Here is an 18082-nt window from a genome sequence, read left to right on the forward strand (position 1 = left end):
CGTCAATGGAATTAGATAGGAAATCCTCCCCTCATACGATTTTGGTTTTATGGATTAAAGTGAAAATACTTTTAAAAAAACAACATTCATCAATAAACTTATCGAAGTATGCGGCATCCAAGTAAAAGGGTGCTGCTTTTCTCATTGTTTGGTAATAAACTGATAATATGGAAAAGGGGTGGGGAAATTTGAAGAGTCAACAGCTAGAAGATATTCGTATCCTTCAGCATGAATGTGAACGGGAAGGTTTTACTTTAAAGCTCAACTGGGAAACACTTCGCAGTCGAAATGGTGTGAATAAGAATGACTTTTTTCAATATGATGGATTGAAGCTTGTTGGTTTTCTCGGTCTTTACGATTTTGGAAACAAAGTGGAGATGTGCGGGATGGTGCATCCTGATTACCGGAGGCAAGGCATTTTTACAAAGCTTCTGGAAGAGGCCATAAGGAGTGCCGAGGAGCGCAACTATAAGTTGATTCTCTTGAACTCACCTGCTCAATCCCATTCAGGGACAGGATTTTTGAAACAGCTCCCATGTGAGTTTGCTTTTTCTGAGTTTCAAATGAAATGGTCCGAAACGGAGCTTGATGATTATGGCGATGCAGTCGTTCGCCCTTCACGGAGAGATGATGAGGAAACGGAAATTCAGCTGGATATTCAATGTTTCCAATTTACGAAGCAAGAGGCGAAGGATTATTATCAGCGCATCCAAAATGAGGATACTCTGAAAACCATGATGATTGAAAAGGATGGCCGCGCGGTCGGTAAGATCCGTGTTGATCACTCAGGCCGGGAAGCGTGGATTTATGGATTTTCCATTTTGCCGAAATACCAGGGAAAAGGACTTGGCAGAAAGGCATTGAAAAAGGTCGTAGCAGAACAATGCCACCTGGGATATGATATTTCCCTCGAGGTAGAGGCGACTAATGAGCATGCTTTAAGACTCTATGAATCTTGTGGATTCAAAACCATACAAAGACAGGATTATTATCAATTCAAAGGGACGACAAAGAGTTAGGGGCTGGGATGATGTTGATCTTATTCAATTATAACTGGCAAGTGCGAAGTGAGTGGTTCAAGTGGTGCCGGTCCTTGCCGAGCGGGGAGCTGAAACGGCAACGCATAGGAGGGATGGACAATATATTGAAGACACTCGCCCATATCATCGATGTCGAATGCAGCTGGATCAGGGCCATACAAGGGGAGCCTGATGTCGCGATCGACTTGGACGATTATGATACGATCGAAAAAGTGGAGGATTTATCTATCCGTTATCACTCTGAGGTCATGGACTATTTGAACTCGCATTCCATTGATGATGAGAATGGAATGATTCAGCCAGCTTGGATGGAGGGGACATACGAAAAAGGCAGGATACTGCGCCATCTGATAGCGCACGAAATTCACCATGTAGGCCAGTTGTCCATCTGGTCGAGGGAGATGGGCATCGAACCGGTATCCGCCAGTTTAATAGATCGGGCTTTATAGGCTTTATGTTTTAAAAACTGGTAATGCAATTTGCTTTACCAGTTTTTTATTTTGATAGGAATTCCGCAGGGTTTTTCAAAAAAGTTTCACTGAAGTAAAGAGTGAGTGTAAGGAACGATCTTTGAGATCCATACGATGTAATCAGGCTGGTTCATTTTTACGGCCGGCTATTAGGAAACTTTCCCCCTAAGAATTTACTAGAATTCGATAATGATTATATACATAATTGAAGGTATATCGATCTATGTACACTGAATGGAAATGGGAAAAAAGTAGCGTTTATTCAAAATTCGTAATATTACGGTAAAATTTGGCGCCTATTCGACAAAATCATGATATATTATTCTAGCATTTTACAAAAATAGAAGGGTTGTGAAGTATGTCGTTCAAGATGCATGTTAATAAGATGCTCGCCCCGATTCTTGCTGTGAGTTTGATTACGGCCCCATTTGCCGTACCGGGGGAGACATCCGCCAAAGAGGCTAATAAGAAACCGGTCACGACTGAACCATTTATCATTTCAGCTCCTACTGTTAATTACTCAAAAGGCACCAAAGCGACTGTAACGGTCACACCGAAAAAAGGGAACAAAGGAAATGAAACCGTTGTCTTCCAATTAATGAATGGGACGAAGGTCATTTCACAGTCAGCCATTGAGGCGGATATTAAAGCGGCCCAAAAGTTCTCTGCGTACTTCAACTCGTACAAATCGGGTTATTGGATCAAAGTATCGGTTGTCTCCAAGTATAACGGCAATACGAGTAACTTCGGCAACAGCCTGGCAGCCTCCGTTTCGGATGCGCCATTTGAACTAAGGATCATGGAAACGACGGATATACACACTAATCTGGTAAGCTATGATTATTATAAGGATGCAGTATCGGACTCTGTCGGCTTTTCCCGCACGGCTTCTTTAATCAAACAGGCACGAAAAGAAGTGAAAAATAGCGTTTTAGTGGATAACGGCGACCTTATTCAAGGGACCCCGCTAGGTACGTACAAAGCAAAAATAGCGCCACTGAAAAAAGGTGAAGTCCATCCCGTCTATAAAGCGATGAACTTGCTTGACTATGATGTGGCCACATTCGGCAATCATGAATTCAATTATGGTTTAGCTTATTTGGACGAGGCCATCAACGATGCGAACTTCCCTTATGTCAATGCCAATGTTTATAAAAAAGATAAAGACAATAATTCAAAGAATGATAAAAATAAATATACTCCTTATAAAATCGTCACGAAGAAAGTAAAGGACATCAATGGAAAAGAAAAATCAGTAAAAATAGGCTACATTGGATTTGCCCCTCCGCAAATCATGGAGTGGGATAAAGCGAACCTTGACGGTAAGGTCATTACAAAAGAAATCGTCACGACTGCAAAAAAATATGTACCTGAAATGAAGAAAAAGGGCGCGGATGTCATCGTGGCGCTCACGCATTCCGGATTTAATGGCGATACCAAGAATACCGAGGATGTCATCTATTCATTAAGCAAGGTATCAGACATCGATGCCATCACGTTCTCCCACACGCATAAGGTCTTTCCGGCACAAGATGAGGCTTCTTTAGACAGCCTATTCAAAGATAGCCAAGGAAAAGTCCTTAAAGGCGTGGATAATAAAAAGGGTACCATCAATGGTGTACCAGCCGTTCAAGCAGGATATGGCGGCAGTAATCTCGGGATCATCGATCTTGATATCCAGAATATCAAGGGGAAATGGAAAGTCGTCAATTCCGATTCATCAACACGGGCAATCAACGACAAAATAACAGGAAAAAAAGCAACTGAAGATGCATCTGTCGTCAAAGCCGTGAAGAAGGATCACGAAGGAACGATCAAGTATGTTAACACGCCAATTGGAACGACTACAGCCCCAATTCATAGTTATTTCGCCCTTGTGCAGGACGATCCTTCCGTACAGGTCGTGACGAGCGCACAGAAATGGTATGTAGAAAAATACATCCAAAGCAACCGCCCTGAATACAAAGACTTGCCAATTCTCTCTGTAGGAGCCCCTTTCAAAGCGGGTCGCAATGGAGTCGAGGAATTCACTGAAATCAAGGAAGGCGGACTGACCATTCGCAGCGCCGGTGATTTATACTTATACGATAATACCTTGAAGGCAATCAAGATCAAAGGGTCAGTGGTTAAAGAGTGGCTTGAAATGTCTGCCGGGAAATATAATACGATCGATCCTGCCAAGTCTGAGGAACAGGAGCTGCTTAATGGAAAGTTTGCCGTTTATAACTTTGATGTGATTGACGGCGTTACGTATCAAATCGATGTCACCAAGGCTCCGCGCTATGATGAAAAAGGGATTAAAGTGTCGGATTCAAGCAGAATTGCAGATTTGAAATATAATGGTGAACCAGTGGACCCGAATCAAGATTTCATCGTCGTGACGAATAATTACCGTGCTTCGGGCGGGGGGAACTTCCCGGGAGTCAAGGGCAGCGAATATGTAGTTGACTCCGCGGATGAAAATCGCCAGATCTTGATGGATTACATCACACAAGAGGGTGAGATCAATCCAACCGCTGATAATAACTGGTCAATCGCCCCGATTTCAGGCAATGTGAACGTCACTTTCACCTCATCACCAAAAGGTGTGGAATATCTAAATGAAAACAGCCCGATTTCTTATACAGGCGAAAAGGATGATAAAGGCTTTGGCATATACAAATTTAATTTGGGGAAAGAAAACGTTAAGGTGCAACTGCTCGGAATCAATGATCTTCACGGCCAGCTTGATACCACTTCCGATTTTGGCGGTATCAAACAAGGGCGTGCTGATTATTTAGCAGCGCACTTGAAGCAGCGTGAAGCTGAAAACCCTGAAAATACACTTTTACTATCGGCAGGGGATGCTGTTGGGGCAAGTGCTCCCGTTTCTTCTTTGCTCCAGGACAAACCGACGCTTCAGTTTTTGAATAATATGGAATTCGATGTCGGAACTGTCGGGAACCATGAGTTCGACAAAGGGGTAGAAACCCTGATGGCTCAAATCAATGGCGGAAAGTCGCCAACATCCGATGTGGTATTCGATAAATTGAACTTTCCATATGTAGTTGCCAATGTCGTATATAAAGACACGAAAAAACCGATTTTGGACCCTTACGTCATAAAAAAGGTCGGCGGGGTTGATATTGGGTTCATAGGTGTAGTCACGAATGCCACACCTCAAAAAGTAAGTCCGGATGGCATTAAAAATGTGGAATTCATAGAACAGGCACCTGCTGTAAATAAGGCGGTTAATGAGTTGAAAGACAAAGGCGTCAAATCGATTGTGATCATCTCACATGACCCAGGAACTGAAAAGGAAGGGGTCATCACAGGCGAAGTGGCTGATCTTGCCAATGCCGTGGATGATGAAGTTGATGTGATCTTAGCTGGAGATAATCATGCAAAGGTCAACAACTATGTGGATAATAAATTGATTGTACAAGCTTACTCTTATGGAACGGCTTTTGAAGATGTGGATTTGGAAATCGATCCAAACACAAAGGATATTGTCAAAAGGTCAGCTGAGATTGTCACGGTTACACAAGATGGCATCACACCGGATGCCGGGACGACGAAATTCATTAACGACTATCTAGACATGTTCCCCGAGTTGAAAGCCCCGCTTGGGACAACGGATGAGAAAATTTTAAGAGCCAATGCCTATACGCAGGAAACGGGCCTTGGGAATTTAATTGCCGATTCAATGAAGGCAGATTTGAATTCCGATTTTGCCTTCATGAATCCAGGCGGAATTCGTGCTGATATTCCAAAGGGGGAAGTCACTTTTTCCGATTTAGCGAAAATCCAGCCGTTCGGAAACGTATTGGTTAAGCTGGAACTGACTGGAGCAGAAGTGAAAACGCTGCTGCAACAGCAATGGATCGTTGAAGGATCTCCGAAAACCTTGCAAATTTCTGGACTGAGCTATACAGCCGACTTCAGTAAACCTGTCACGGAACGGGTCACTTTATTGAAGAAAGCGGACGGAACACCGATCAAGGATACCGAAACATACACGGTGGCCGTCAATGATTTCATGGCAAGCGGTGGTGATAACTATACCGTCCTGAAAGGAAAAGAGCGTGTGTTTGGACATGCAGACCTGGAAGCATTCGTTAACTATGTGAAAGAAACGTTTAAAGGCGGAAAGATCACGGCAGAAATTGAAGGCAGAATTACGAATATCAATAATTAATAGAGGTTTACTCGTGAAATTTGCACAATTACTCGTGAGTTTAGAGGATTTACTCGTGAAACTCTAAAAGAGAGCGCTCCTTAATATAAGGGGCGCTCCTTTTGGTGATCAATTGTTTCTGAAAATGGAAAAGTTCAATCCCAATGCGAAGGTGACCCATGCTATATAGGGAATCATCGCTAAACCGGATGCACGGTCTATTCTATAAAACTCGAATGCCGTTAAAGTAATCAGGGTCAGCAGTGCAGCCATTTCAATAAATGCCGTTCCGCGCAAGCCCCATTTGAAGAATAAAAAAGACCATAGGAAGTTCAACCCTAGTTGAGTATCATAGAGGAGTTCAGCGGACTTCGATTCTTTTTCCTTGGATGCAATGCGATATTTCGCTATACCCATAATCGTATAAAGGCTTGTCCAAGCAACGGGGAAAGTCCAGGAGGGAGGAGCGAAAGCAGGCTTCTTGAGTTTGTCATAAATTTCTTTTGAATTCCTTGTGGCGAGTATCCCCACAAGTGAACCTCCGACCACAGGTACCAATACACTTTTTGCTAATTTTCTGTAGTTCTAATGCGATCCTCTTCTTTCTTCATTATTTGGATGTTCTTGTACCTTTACCTTTTCATCTGAAAATAAAACATGACCCTTTGATCAAGAAGTGTAACTTTCTTCCAAAATTTTACGTCGGTACTAGTAAGAAAAGGGGGAATACCGATGAACCGAAAAACAATGATGCTTATGTTCAGCTTGTTCCTCTTACTTGCTGCATGCATCAGTAATGAAAAAGATGATTCAGCATCTAAAGCAGAGGATGAAACGGCGGAAAGTAAGATGGACGCTTCATTTTCCGGGAATAAGGTACAGGAAGAAGCAGCGGAAAAGGAGGGGGTGACGGATGAAAGAAAGGTCATCCATCAAGCCCAGCTTGAGTTGAAGGTGAAGAACCTTGAAAAGGCACAAATGAAGATTGAGAATAAGGTGGCTGAATATGGCGGATATGTTGTCGAGTCCAATGTATACAGGGAAGATGAAGAACTGGTGGAAGGAACGATCACTGTTCGGGTCCCAGAAGCCCATTTTCAGGATTTTCTAGCGGATAGCGAGGGCGAGGCTTCAGAAGTGGTCGGAAGGAATGTGACAGGACAGGATGTAACGGAGCAATATGTAGATTTAAAAGCAAGATTGAAGTCAAAGAGGGCAGTTGAGGAAAGGTTGCTTGCATTCATGAAGGATGCTGAGAAGACGGAAGATTTGCTGAAAATATCATCCGATCTTGCCGTGGTGCAAGAAGAAATAGAGCAGCTGACAGGGCAAATGAAGTATCTTGAGAACCAGACCGCATATTCGACGGTTACCATCAAGTTATCACAGGACCGGATAGTTGTACCGGGCATTGATAATAAGGAATTGAATACTTGGGAAAGAACGAATAAACAACTTGCAACGAGTGCGAATCTATTACTTAAAGCGGGTTCAGGAATCATTGTTTTTATAATAGGAAACTTGCCTATCCTCATTATTTTAGGCGGAGCTGGTGCGGCGGTCCATTGGGTGATCAAAAGAAGGGGTAAAAGGTGAAGGCAGAAAGAGAGGGTGCCAATTAGATTGGCACCCTCTGACATTTATCTTTTCCGTTTATGCAAGCCGGTCACATAATACAGGGCTACCAACAGTAAGATCCAAATCGGACCAACGATTAGAGCGATTCTTGTATCTGCTGAAAAACCGAGTACGACCATTACGAATACTAAAAAGGCTAATGTGAAATAAGAAGTGAATGGGAAAAGAGGCATCTTGTAAGACAAGCCTTGTTTTTCTCCCTGACTCATTTTCCGTCTAGACATAATCTGTGTGACAAGTATGGTTCCCCATGTCCAGAGTGCACCGAATGTCGCGACACTTGTGACGTAAGTGAAAACTTTATCGGCTTCCATGTAGTTAAGGTAAACGCCGAAAAGAAGCACGATAGCCGAAACGATGATGGCAACGCCAGGAACGCCTGACTTTGTTGTACGTTCGAAGCTTTTTGGTGATTCACCTTGCTGCGCTAGGTTGAATAACATTCTTCCTGTACTGAAGATCCCGCTGTTACAAGATGAAAGGGCTGCTGTCAGTACGACAAACTGAATGATTCCTGCTGCGCCTGGTATACCGATTTTATCAAACATCATAACGAATGGGCTGTTTTCTCCATTCATTTCATCCCATGGAGTGATCGATAAAATGACTGTCAGAGCTAAAACGTAAAAAAGTAAAATCCGGTAAAAAACGGTATCGATGGCTCTCTTTAAAGATTTTTCAGGATTTTTAACTTCACCTGCGGTTACTCCAAGCATTTCAATTCCCAAATAGGCGAACATGACCATTTGAAACGAGAGGATGACACCAGAAATTCCATTAGGGAAGAATCCTCCATTTTCAACAAGGTTGCCGAAACCGACCGCGACTCCGCCGTTCCCTAGTCCAAAGATGATCATTCCGAAGCCAAGGACGATCATAAGGATGATCGTAATGATCTTAATTAAGGCGAACCAAAACTCCAATTCACCGTATGCTTTTACAGCAAGAAAGTTAATCGTTGTCATGATGGCAAGTGCGGCTAACGCCCAAGCCCATTGAGGGGTATCAGGGAACCAAAATTGCATATAGATTCCGACTGCCGTAATTTCAGCCATACAGGTGGCAATCCAAACGAACCAGTAATTCCATCCGGTTATATACCCGGCAAGAGGACCGACAAATTCGCTTGCATAGCGACTGAAAGAGCCTGCGACAGGATTTTTTATCGCCATTTCCCCAAGTGCACGCATGATAAGATAGATCATAAGCCCGCCAATGGCATAAGAAATGATGATGGCTGGGCCGGCTAATTTAATCGCAGATGCCGAGCCGAGAAATAGACCGACTCCAATGGCTGCGCCAAGAGACATTAATGCGATATGTCGTTCTTCCAAACCTCTATGCAGTTGAGATTCTTTGGAGTTTTGCATAATTTTCCCCTTTTCTATGTTGGAGTTTAATTTTCTCTATCTAGCATTTTATCACTAGTAGAGGAGAATACATATTATTTATTGATTTTTCACATAATATTACAACTAAATAATATATTTTAATAGGAAGAATGTAAAGCAAAAAATGAAAACGCTTACTACGAAAGTGTTCCTATCTTTTTTCTTCGTATCACAATCTTTAAACCCTAATTGCAATGCTATTCAACCAAAATAAAATTATGTGATTTTTCTAAAAATTTAGACATCTACCAATGGAAAAGCTGTCCCGAAAATATGGAACAGCTTGTTCATTTTATCATTGCCAGATGGCGGAGGCCCATTCAGGATGATCTATGAAAGGGTTGCGATTATGCTGATATTCATTATAAATGATCTCATTCCGATTACGCTCGAAGGCATCCACTGGATCCTGTTCATTCCATTCCAGTAAAACAGCTAATTTACCATGATATGGGGCGGTACCATTGTTCACTTGATTATTTAACTCTAAATCGACTTCCCCTGCATCACCCTCGTAACGAACCGCCATATAAAACAGCATCCTGGCGACATCACCTTTGACACTATCGCGAGGTTCCCACGAATCAGAATCATAGTAATTTCCTATAGCTTCGGTATGTTCAGAACCTCCATTATCAAAGTCCAGGTTGTTTCTAGTACTGTTGACAGAGGTATCAGTCGGCCGAAGGTGATGCAGATCAGTGCCGGGTCCTAAAGTGGTACCGAAATCACCATGTGATTTTGCCCATACATGCTCACGATTCCAATCATTAACACCAGATCCGTTCATCGTTTTTCCTTGAGAACGCCCTGTATAAAGAAGAATGACATTATTGGCGTTATTCGGGTCCTCATCGGTTTTCCGTAAAGCGTCCCAGACATTTGAATACGATATTTCCGAATGATCATCGATGATTTCATGGAGGGCGCTTTTTAGCGATGACCCTGATTTTCCGCTGGCTGAATCATAGTATGAGCCAACCCCCGGTGTCTCCGGTTCTGTTGAATCATTCCCTGAAAACATGGCAGATACATCTTTTAAGCCTGGATGGGTGAAATAGGCACTAAGTGAACCGGTTACGGTGACTTTTTTTCCTTTTAAAGAAGGATTTGTTTTTAAGCCAAATTCAGAGCGGAAGGAGAATGGAACCTGAACATACAACATATTGGAAATAGTTGTTTCCGATGAGCTTTCTGCCAATGCTATGGCGTAATCATTTGGATAGCCGCTCGTGACGACGGTATTGGCTGACGTGGGCTGTCCCACCACATATCCGCTGACCGTTTTAATCGTGCCGTCTTGATTCGCAATGGCTTGGGAAACGGAGTAAGGAGAGGACAAGCTGCCATCGCCAGCCGCGGCTAGTGACGGGGTAATGCAAAAAGCGGAAATAAAGAATGCAAGCACGAGTAAAATGGGCAGGGAAAATCTTAATTCATGTTTTGTGAACATGTCATTCCTCCATAAATCGATTCATACCCATTTCCAGAGAAATCGGCATGTATATGTAAAGTTATGGATATAAAGCACTTTTTCCTTCTGGACTGTCAAAAATGAGAGAATACAGCTAGTGAAGCTTAGCGGAATTTAGGGAAATAGCCCGGGAAATATCGAAGGCTGTTATGGAAATGAAATGGATGCGAAAAACCGTCAGCATGCTACTGACGGTTTTTTTTACTCTGTTTTATAAGAAGACTTTGTATGAAACTTAATAACAATGATCCGATTAAAGCTCCCCAAAAAGAATTTATTACAAAGCCACTGACGGCATAGGAAGTGATTTGGAATGTGAAGGCATTGATAATGAAAGAAAACAACCCGAACGTCAGGATGGTGATCGGCAATGTGATAAGCTGGAGAATTGGTCTAACCAGCAAGTTCATGATTGATAATATAAAAACCGCCAGCAAGGCTGTTCCGTAAGATTTAATCGTGATGGAGTCGAGAAGCCAGTCAATAACGAGCAATACCAGCCCGTTGATAAGGAAACGCATTATTATGTTCATGAAAAACTCCTCCTGAAGTACCTTTACTACAAGTCATTATACTAAAATTCCATGAATTTCAGTTATATGTTTGCAGAATTGTCACAAAAAAAAGAGGAATACGATATGTATTCCCCCAAATGGAAAAGGACCTTTTTTAGGGTCTCGGACTGTAGACAAATACGAAGAAGGCGGGTTTGCAGCAGTTCTTTATTTAAAAAAGTTCCAGTCGATTTCAGAAATCCGCTCCCTTTCCGCCGACTGTCTGCCAAGCCTCCTCGCCGCAAGCGTCTGCGGTGTCTTGGCTAGCCAGTTATTCGGCAGGAGTGTCGCAAATTTCTCAATCCATTGAGGGTTTCATAAAGTATATCCTAGTGTTTTAATCATAGTTCGGGATATGAGCATTCCGGACTTCCTTTTGTAGACAAATACGAAGAAAAGCTAGTTTGCCAGCAGTTTTTTATTTAAAAACGTTCCAGTAGTTTTCAGAGATCCGCTCCTTTTCCGCCGAAAGAACCCCATTTGTCTTCAAACTGGGACCCATTAGGGTCTTTTTCTATTTAATTGTTGGCAATGATCTTTTCGAATTCACTTAATTCCAATGTGTTTTTCAATTTTGGGTTGGTGTTTAAGGAAAGCAGGGCACTTTCGATGAGAAAGATCCGCGGTTCTACGTTTTGTAAAAGTTCCTCTTGGATAAAGTGAATCAATTTTAAGTTTTTAACCCGTTCTGCTTCATCATCTTGGCATAGCCTCAGGATCATCTTTTTTAGGTCGTTTGCAGAGTGCAGGAGTGCTGTATGAAAATCCTGCTGTGTATGGAAGCACTCTGGCAGCCATTGCTTGATGAGATCGGGTTCCAAAAGCTGTGCATTTGACTTGCTGACATCTTCGAAAATGGTTTTAATCCTATCGACACAATAACGGATAATTTCAGTAGGGTTGAAATCGGGCTCTTTAGCCAAAGCATTAAAATGAATCGTTTGATGCATCATCCCCGAGTAAAGAATGGCACAGTCCAAAATATAAGGTTTTTTATCAGCGCCGAAAATGTCGAGAAACCGTTTTGATAGCCAATGGATATGCTGGAATTTAGCATGTGTTATGAAATTTTTAAGTTCGGTATCATTTGAAATCATTACTTCTTCATATAAGAAAAAGATTTTATTGCTTTTGTTGGAGTGCATTTGTAATTCGGATTGTTTGATGAATATTTCAATATCTGCAAGGTTTTGCCCAATCAGCAATTCATTCCGCTCTTTTTCGAATTTTTCTTGCCAAGTTAGGAAGACTGCCTTAAGCAATTCGCTTTTAGAAGAAAAATAGTTATAAAATGTACCTTTTGAAATGCCGCTATAATCTAAAATATCCTGAATGGAAGTTGCTTGATAACCCTTTTCAATAAATAATTGGTGTGCATATTTAACTACCAGTTGTTTGCGCTCATTCATATATATCACCCTTACTCTTATTGGACGGTCATTTTAACGTAATAGTATCTTATTTTCTATACGAACACAAACCAGTATGTTTACAATTTCTCTAGAAAAATAAGGGTGAAGACCTTTTGTTTCATTTAATTTATGAAGAGTTCAAATGTACAGGAAGAGGACTGTTGAAATAATGGTTCACAAAAGCGATGAAAAATTCAGTTTCTATGGCTTCTTCTTTTCACCATTGAAATAAAGGCTGATGAGTGAACAAAGTCACAGGAAAACAATCTTGTTTGTTATAAGATGAATAGAAGGAAATAGGTGCAGTAGCGCAAAGTATCTATGAATATTCGTTATCATTCTCGATTACTAACCCATTGGTAGGAGAAATGATAAAATCACTAGTCATGAAGGAATATTGGTTATAAGGGTCGTATACCATTATTAGGAATGGGATTATGGGAATATGCTGTTCCTTCAACGTTTATACCTTTTTGATTTTCTATATTATGGATGGATGTGAAGTTCTATCATCAATAAAAAAACAATGAATTGATTATTATATTAAAATTATTATAAATAAGTATTGATTTTTTTCTGATAAGCTTTATCATTATATACATAAATAATAATGAAAAGGTGGTTCAATTATGACAAATAAGAAAAACCTTACTACAAGCTGGGGAGCGCCAGTTGGAGATAATCAAAACTCAATCACTGCCGGCGAACGCGGCCCGGTACTCATTCAAGATGTACACTTATTGGAAAAGCTAGCCCACTTCAACCGTGAACGTGTGCCTGAACGTGTAGTTCATGCGAAGGGTGCCGGTGCTTTCGGAACTTTCGAAGTAACGAACGACCTTTCTCAGTACACGAAAGCTAAACTATTCAATGGTGTGGGCAAGAAGACAGATCTTTTTATCCGTTTCTCCACAGTGGCAGGTGAATTGGGTTCTGCTGATACAGTCCGTGACCCGCGTGGATTTGCTGTTAAATTCTACACGGAAGAAGGAAACTACGATATCGTCGGTAATAATACGCCTGTATTCTTTATTCGCGATGCGATTAAATTCCCCGACTTCATTCATACACAAAAAAGAGATCCTAGAACACATTTGAAAAACCCTACGGCTGTTTGGGATTTCTGGTCACATTCACCGGAATCTCTGCACCAGGTGACGATCCTGATGTCCGATCGGGGCATTCCTGCTACACTTCGTCATACACATGGTTTCGGAAGCCACACATTTAAATGGGTGAACGCTGAAGGAAAAGGCGTTTGGGTGAAATACCACTTCAAAACAGAACAGGGCATCAAAAACCTTGATGTGGATCTAGCTGCAAAACTAGCAGGTGAAAACCCTGATTACCATACGGAAGATCTTTTCAATGCCATTGAAAAAGGGGACTTCCCTGCATGGAAATTATATGTTCAGATCATGCCTCTGGAAGATGCGGATACATACCGTTTCGATCCATTCGATGTGACGAAGGTATGGTCTCAAAAAGATTATCCGCTGATCGAGCTTGGTCGTATGGTATTGAACAGAAATCCTGAAAACTACTTTGCTGAAGTAGAGCAAGCCACGTTCTCACCAGGAACATTCGTACCGGGAATTGAAGCTTCCCCAGACAAGATGCTTCAAGGACGGCTATTCGCATATGGAGATGCACATCGTTACCGTGTGGGCTCGAATCACAACCAGCTTCCGGTTAACCGTCCGAAAGTGGAAGCGAATAACTATCAACGTGATGGCTTCATGCGTGCAGATGACAATGGCAAGGGATCTGTTTATTATGAGCCGAATAGTTTTGGAGGTCCTGCCGAATCATCGGAAAATAAAGTCACTCCTTTCGAGGTGAATGGGCAAGCTGCACAAGTCGGTCATAATAGTGATGATCACTACACTCAAGCAGGTGACTTATACCGTCTATTAAGTGCCGAAGAGAAAACTCGCCTTGTTGACACGATCGTGGGCGCAATGAAACCTGTGGAATTGGAAGAAATCAAGCTTCGTCAAATCGGTCATTTTTACAAAGCCGATCCAGAATACGGAACACGCATAGCCGAAGGTTTAGGTTTACCTGTACCGCAAGAAGCGTAAAATATGGGACTCCCAATCTAGTAAATGCAAACAGGCATCCATTCAATGGATGCCTGTTTTGTTTTATATAGGGCTCCATTATATAAATGACACCCGACAAGTTCGGTAACAATATATAGTTATAAATGGTTTGTAAGGAAGTCATGCTGTCAGATTAATTGGGGGCCAGTTACTTAGATTATCGGTAAAGGGTGGAATTAATGACTAGTAAAAAGAATCGGGTGTTAGTAGGCAGTCCAATTTACCAGAAACCACATATTTTACAAAAGTTCCTGTTCTCACTTAGAAGGTTGGATGTGGAGGGACTGGAGCTGGCATTTTCTTCATTGATGAAATGAAGATGAGCAATCAAGCAAAATGCTCGAGGATTTCAGTCAGGAGGAGAACAATGTCAAAGCAATAATTAAATCGAATCAGCATACATTTGGTTAAAAGGAGGTGCAGTATGGACGTTTTTGTGCGGCAGAATGATTCCTTGTGGTATTATAGCCAATTATTCAAGGTGAATTACCAACTTATCATTGATTCCAATAGTGGGATTGATCCACTTGCGCTTATGATTGGCCAACAAATCAAAATTCCTGGCTTTACGGCGACCGGTTATAGCATTAAGCAAGGCGATTCCTTATGGGCAATTGCCAGATCACGTAATCTTTCATTGGATGCCCTATTTTTGGCTAATCCCAATCTCAACCCGAATGCCTTGCAAGTTGGTCAGACAATTTCTGTGCCATTAAGGATTACGTGGAGGCTAATTCAAGGAAACCGGGAATATGATTATGAGACGATGATGACCGATGTAAGACGTTTGAAAACTATCTATCCATTTATTAAAACCTCCCCCATCGGGGACTCGGTGCTTGAAAGGGATATCCCCGAAGTGCTGATTGGGAATGGCAACAAACGAGTTCACTACAATGGTTCCTTTCATGCGAATGAGTGGATAACGACGCCTGTGATCATGACCTTTTTAAATGATTATTTACTCGCAATCACGAATCAGGCTGACATCCGCGGTCCATCTCTGTTTCCCTTTTATCAACAGACGATGCTGTCGATCGTCCCAATGGTGAATCCGGACGGAGTGGAGTTGGTGCTGAAAGGCCTGCCTGCAGATGAGTCATTGAGAGGACGGCTCGTGGAATGGAATAATGGCAGCGAAGACTTCTCTGGCTGGAAAGCCAATATCAACGGGGTGGATCTGAATGATCAATTTCCCGCCAAATGGGAACTGGAACAAGAACGCAATAATGTAACGGAGCCAGGTCCGGCAAATTATCCCGGGGAAGGGCCGCTTACACAGCCAGAAGCCATTGCAATGTCAGAGTTGACAAGAAAACGTGATTTTGGGAAAGTCCTTGCTTTCCATACTCAAGGAGAGGTCATTTTTTGGGGGTTTGAAAATTTGGAACCGCCCGAGTCGGAGACGATAGTCAATGAGTTTGCGAGGGTCAGTGGGTATGAGCCTGTCAAATCCGCCAATAGTTACGCAGGGTATAAGGATTGGTTCATTCAGGATTGGCGAAGGCCAGGGTTTACCGTGGAGCTGGGCAAAGGAACCAATCCCTTGCCTATATCACAGTTCGATGAGATTTATCAGAAGTCGCTTGGGATTTTCTTAGCAGGGTTATATATGTGAAACTTGACCAAATGAAAAAGCTCGACTCCGTTTCCATGGGGGAGAGCTTTTTAGTCTTATAAACTACTAGGCTTGAAACGATGAGGGCTGCTGCAAAAAATAAGTAAAGTAATGCTTTACTTATCGATTGCATGATTAGCTCGCTTTTTAGCCTAAAATAAACGGACATTCTCCATGTCCCAGTAATATTGCAGCCCCTACCAAAAAGAATTCTAATAGTTTTTGCGGTAAAGAAGATTAACTTCCTTAGCGCTAGTATTGGCCCCACCTACGCCAGATACTTTGACGGCCACGCATGCCATCCAACCTAATTTCATTATAATAGAAAGCGCTTACATTTTCAAAAATAATCGTATTGCAAATTTCGACATTCGCATCATGCTCTCCTTTTCGGCAGAGAGATCATGGGAATTATCGATTCTTTGCATGTGTATTTCCTCCATCATAAATGTTTGATGGTGAGGCTCCAATGAACTGGTCAGCTTATGAGAGGGTTTTTAAAAATCTTAAATGAATAGGTTTATTTATATTTATTGCTGTAATTTCAAGTGTAAATACGAATAAATATTTATGTTTATTCGTTTATAGTTCGTATATAATGATTTTGAGGAATTAAGGAGGAGAGACTGAATGTATAAATCAAAAAAGATTTTATTATTGGGCTCGGGTGAATTGGGGAAAGAGGTCATACTTGAAGCACAGCGGCTTGGTGTGGAGACCGTTGCTGTAGACCGCTATGAACATGCCCCTGCCATGCAAGTCGCTCATCGCAGTTATGTGATCGATATGCTGGATGCGGAACAACTAAGGGGGGTTGTTGAAAAAGAACAACCTGATTTGATTGTACCGGAAATCGAAGCCATTGCTACATCTGAATTAGTCAAGTTGGAAGAGGAAGGCTTTCATGTCATTCCGACGGCACGAGCGGCTAAATTGACTATGGATCGTGAAGGAATCAGGAGGTTGGCTTCTGAAACCCTGGAGATTCCGACCGCAGCCTACAAATTCGCCGATACATATGAAGAATTTGTCCAAGCTGCCAAGGAAATTGGCTTTCCCAATGTCGTAAAACCGTTGATGAGTTCTTCAGGTAAAGGGCAAAGTGTGTGCCGCACGGAAGATGACCTGGAGGATTGCTGGAAAATCGCGATGGAAGGCGGCCGGGTACAAAATGGACGGGTGATCATTGAAGAATTTATCCGTTTTGATTCGGAAATCACGCTGCTTACTGTCCGTGCCGTAAATGGTACCATGTTTTGTGCCCCCATCGGTCACATTCAGCAGGGCGGGGATTATATGGAATCTTGGCAGCCGCATAATATGACAGAAGCACAAATAATGGAAGCGAAAAGAATTGCCCATACCATCACGGAGGAACTTGGAGGGTACGGATTATTCGGGGTTGAGCTTTTCCTTTCAGGGGATAAAGTCTATTTCAGTGAAGTTTCCCCACGTCCGCATGATACGGGGCTAGTGACATTAGTGACTCAGAATTTGTCCGAGTTTGCCCTTCATATTCGGGCGATTCTAGGATTTCCCATCCCGGAAATCAAGTTGATCAGCCCAGGTGCCAGCCGTCCATTAAAAGCTCAAGAAGAGTTATCGGAATATTCTATAGTCGGTGTTGGAGAGGCTTTGGCTTTACCTAATACACAAGTGCGTCTTTTCGGAAAACCTGTTACAAAAGCAGGCAGAAGAGTCGCAGTCGCCCTGTCATCTGCCGATTCAATCGAGATGGCGAGAGTGAATGCGGCTCGTGCTATGGAATGTTTAGTTGTAGAGAAATAATAGTGAAAAAAGCGCTCTTTGAATGGAGCGGATTTCTTAAATTAACTGGAATGGTTTTTAAAGAAAAACTGGAGGCTGGTCTCATCCCGAACTGTTTAAGACTAGTTTATACTTCATCGTTTACTGATTTATAAAACTTCTACTAAATAAAAGAAATTTGCGACACTCATGCCGAATAACTGGCTAGCCGAGACACCAAAGGCGCTTGCTTTGATGCGGCTTGGCAGACAGTTCAACTGAAACGTTTTATAAAGAAAAAAACAGCAGGCAAACTCGCTTTCCTCGAATTTGTCTGCTGTCTGACTCGGAAGCATCCTAATTCGGATGCTTTATTTTCTTTTCCCCATTAATAGCACTTTCAAACTCCAAACAAATCACCTGATTTGAAGACGTTGAATGAGAAGAACTTTAGTTCAAGGTCACTTACCCACGCTGA

13 protein-coding genes are annotated in these 18082 nt (G+C 42.1%); 8 read left to right on the top strand and 5 right to left on the bottom strand.

The genetic code is table 11. The annotated features are described in order from the left end of the window. Nucleotides 1-188: 188 nt before the first annotated feature. The 3 genes from J7E52_RS05740 (at nt 189) to J7E52_RS05750 (ending at nt 5687) form a co-directional block, all read left to right on the top strand. Nucleotides 189-1019, top strand: a complete 831-nt coding sequence (locus J7E52_RS05740) for a GNAT family N-acetyltransferase (protein ID WP_286197473.1) — start codon at nt 189-191, stop codon at nt 1017-1019. An 8-nt stretch (nt 1020-1027) separates the two neighbouring features. Next, entirely contained in the window at nt 1028-1489 is a 462-nt protein-coding gene (locus J7E52_RS05745) for a DinB family protein (protein WP_309476854.1), read from the top strand. 379 nt (nt 1490-1868) lie between these two features. Continuing rightward, nucleotides 1869-5687: a bifunctional 2',3'-cyclic-nucleotide 2'-phosphodiesterase/3'-nucleotidase gene (locus tag J7E52_RS05750; protein ID WP_286197474.1), complete on the top strand. Its 3819-nt coding sequence runs from the start codon at nt 1869-1871 to the stop codon at nt 5685-5687. A gap of 108 nt (nt 5688-5795) precedes the next feature. On the opposite strand, the gene J7E52_RS05755 is transcribed toward J7E52_RS05750, so the two are convergent. Continuing rightward, complete coding sequence (locus J7E52_RS05755) at nt 5796-6224, bottom strand: TspO/MBR family protein (RefSeq protein ID WP_214744056.1); 429 nt, start codon at nt 6222-6224, stop codon at nt 5796-5798. Between the two features lie 174 nt (nt 6225-6398). Between J7E52_RS05755 and J7E52_RS05760 the strand changes: the two genes are divergently transcribed. After that, on the top strand, nt 6399-7262 hold the full coding sequence (locus J7E52_RS05760; RefSeq protein ID WP_214744057.1) for a DUF4349 domain-containing protein: 864 nt from the start codon (nt 6399-6401) through the stop codon (nt 7260-7262). Nucleotides 7263-7306: 44 nt separating this feature from the next. Here the strand turns inward: J7E52_RS05760 and J7E52_RS05765 are convergent, their stop codons facing one another. From J7E52_RS05765 to J7E52_RS05780, 4 genes are all read right to left on the bottom strand, one after another. Beyond that, complete coding sequence (locus J7E52_RS05765) at nt 7307-8674, bottom strand: amino acid permease (RefSeq protein WP_214744058.1); 1368 nt, start codon at nt 8672-8674, stop codon at nt 7307-7309. A 316-nt stretch (nt 8675-8990) separates the two neighbouring features. Then, complete coding sequence (locus J7E52_RS05770; protein WP_214744059.1) at nt 8991-10148, bottom strand: endonuclease; 1158 nt, start codon at nt 10146-10148, stop codon at nt 8991-8993. A 206-nt stretch (nt 10149-10354) separates the two neighbouring features. Then, nucleotides 10355-10702 carry a phage holin family protein gene (locus tag J7E52_RS05775; RefSeq protein ID WP_101223581.1) on the bottom strand — a complete coding sequence of 116 codons (348 nt, stop codon included), beginning with the start codon at nt 10700-10702 and terminating at the stop codon, nt 10355-10357. Nucleotides 10703-11241: 539 nt separating this feature from the next. Next, nucleotides 11242-12132 carry a TetR/AcrR family transcriptional regulator gene (locus J7E52_RS05780; RefSeq protein ID WP_214744060.1) on the bottom strand — a complete coding sequence of 297 codons (891 nt, stop codon included), beginning with the start codon at nt 12130-12132 and terminating at the stop codon, nt 11242-11244. Nucleotides 12133-12764: 632 nt separating this feature from the next. Here J7E52_RS05780 and katA point away from each other — a divergent pair. The 4 genes from katA to purT all read left to right on the top strand — a co-directional run bounded on the left by katA (nt 12765) and on the right by purT (nt 17646). Continuing rightward, complete coding sequence (katA, locus tag J7E52_RS05785) at nt 12765-14219, top strand: catalase KatA (protein WP_214744061.1); 1455 nt, start codon at nt 12765-12767, stop codon at nt 14217-14219. Nucleotides 14220-14419: 200 nt separating this feature from the next. After that, nucleotides 14420-14557 (top strand): hypothetical protein, encoded by a 138-nt coding sequence (locus J7E52_RS05790; RefSeq protein ID WP_214744062.1) that lies wholly within the window; start codon nt 14420-14422, stop codon nt 14555-14557. A 107-nt stretch (nt 14558-14664) separates the two neighbouring features. Next, nucleotides 14665-15858: a M14 family metallopeptidase gene (locus J7E52_RS05795; RefSeq protein ID WP_214744063.1), complete on the top strand. Its 1194-nt coding sequence runs from the start codon at nt 14665-14667 to the stop codon at nt 15856-15858. Between the two features lie 630 nt (nt 15859-16488). Further along, nucleotides 16489-17646, top strand: coding sequence for a phosphoribosylglycinamide formyltransferase 2 (purT, locus tag J7E52_RS05800; protein WP_214744064.1), 1158 nt, complete (start codon nt 16489-16491; stop codon nt 17644-17646). The last annotated feature ends 436 nt before the right edge of the window (nt 17647-18082 follow it).

The sequence above is a fragment of the Bacillus sp. ISL-34 genome (assembly GCF_018613325.1).
Lineage (GTDB): Bacteria > Bacillota > Bacilli > Bacillales > DSM-1321 > Peribacillus.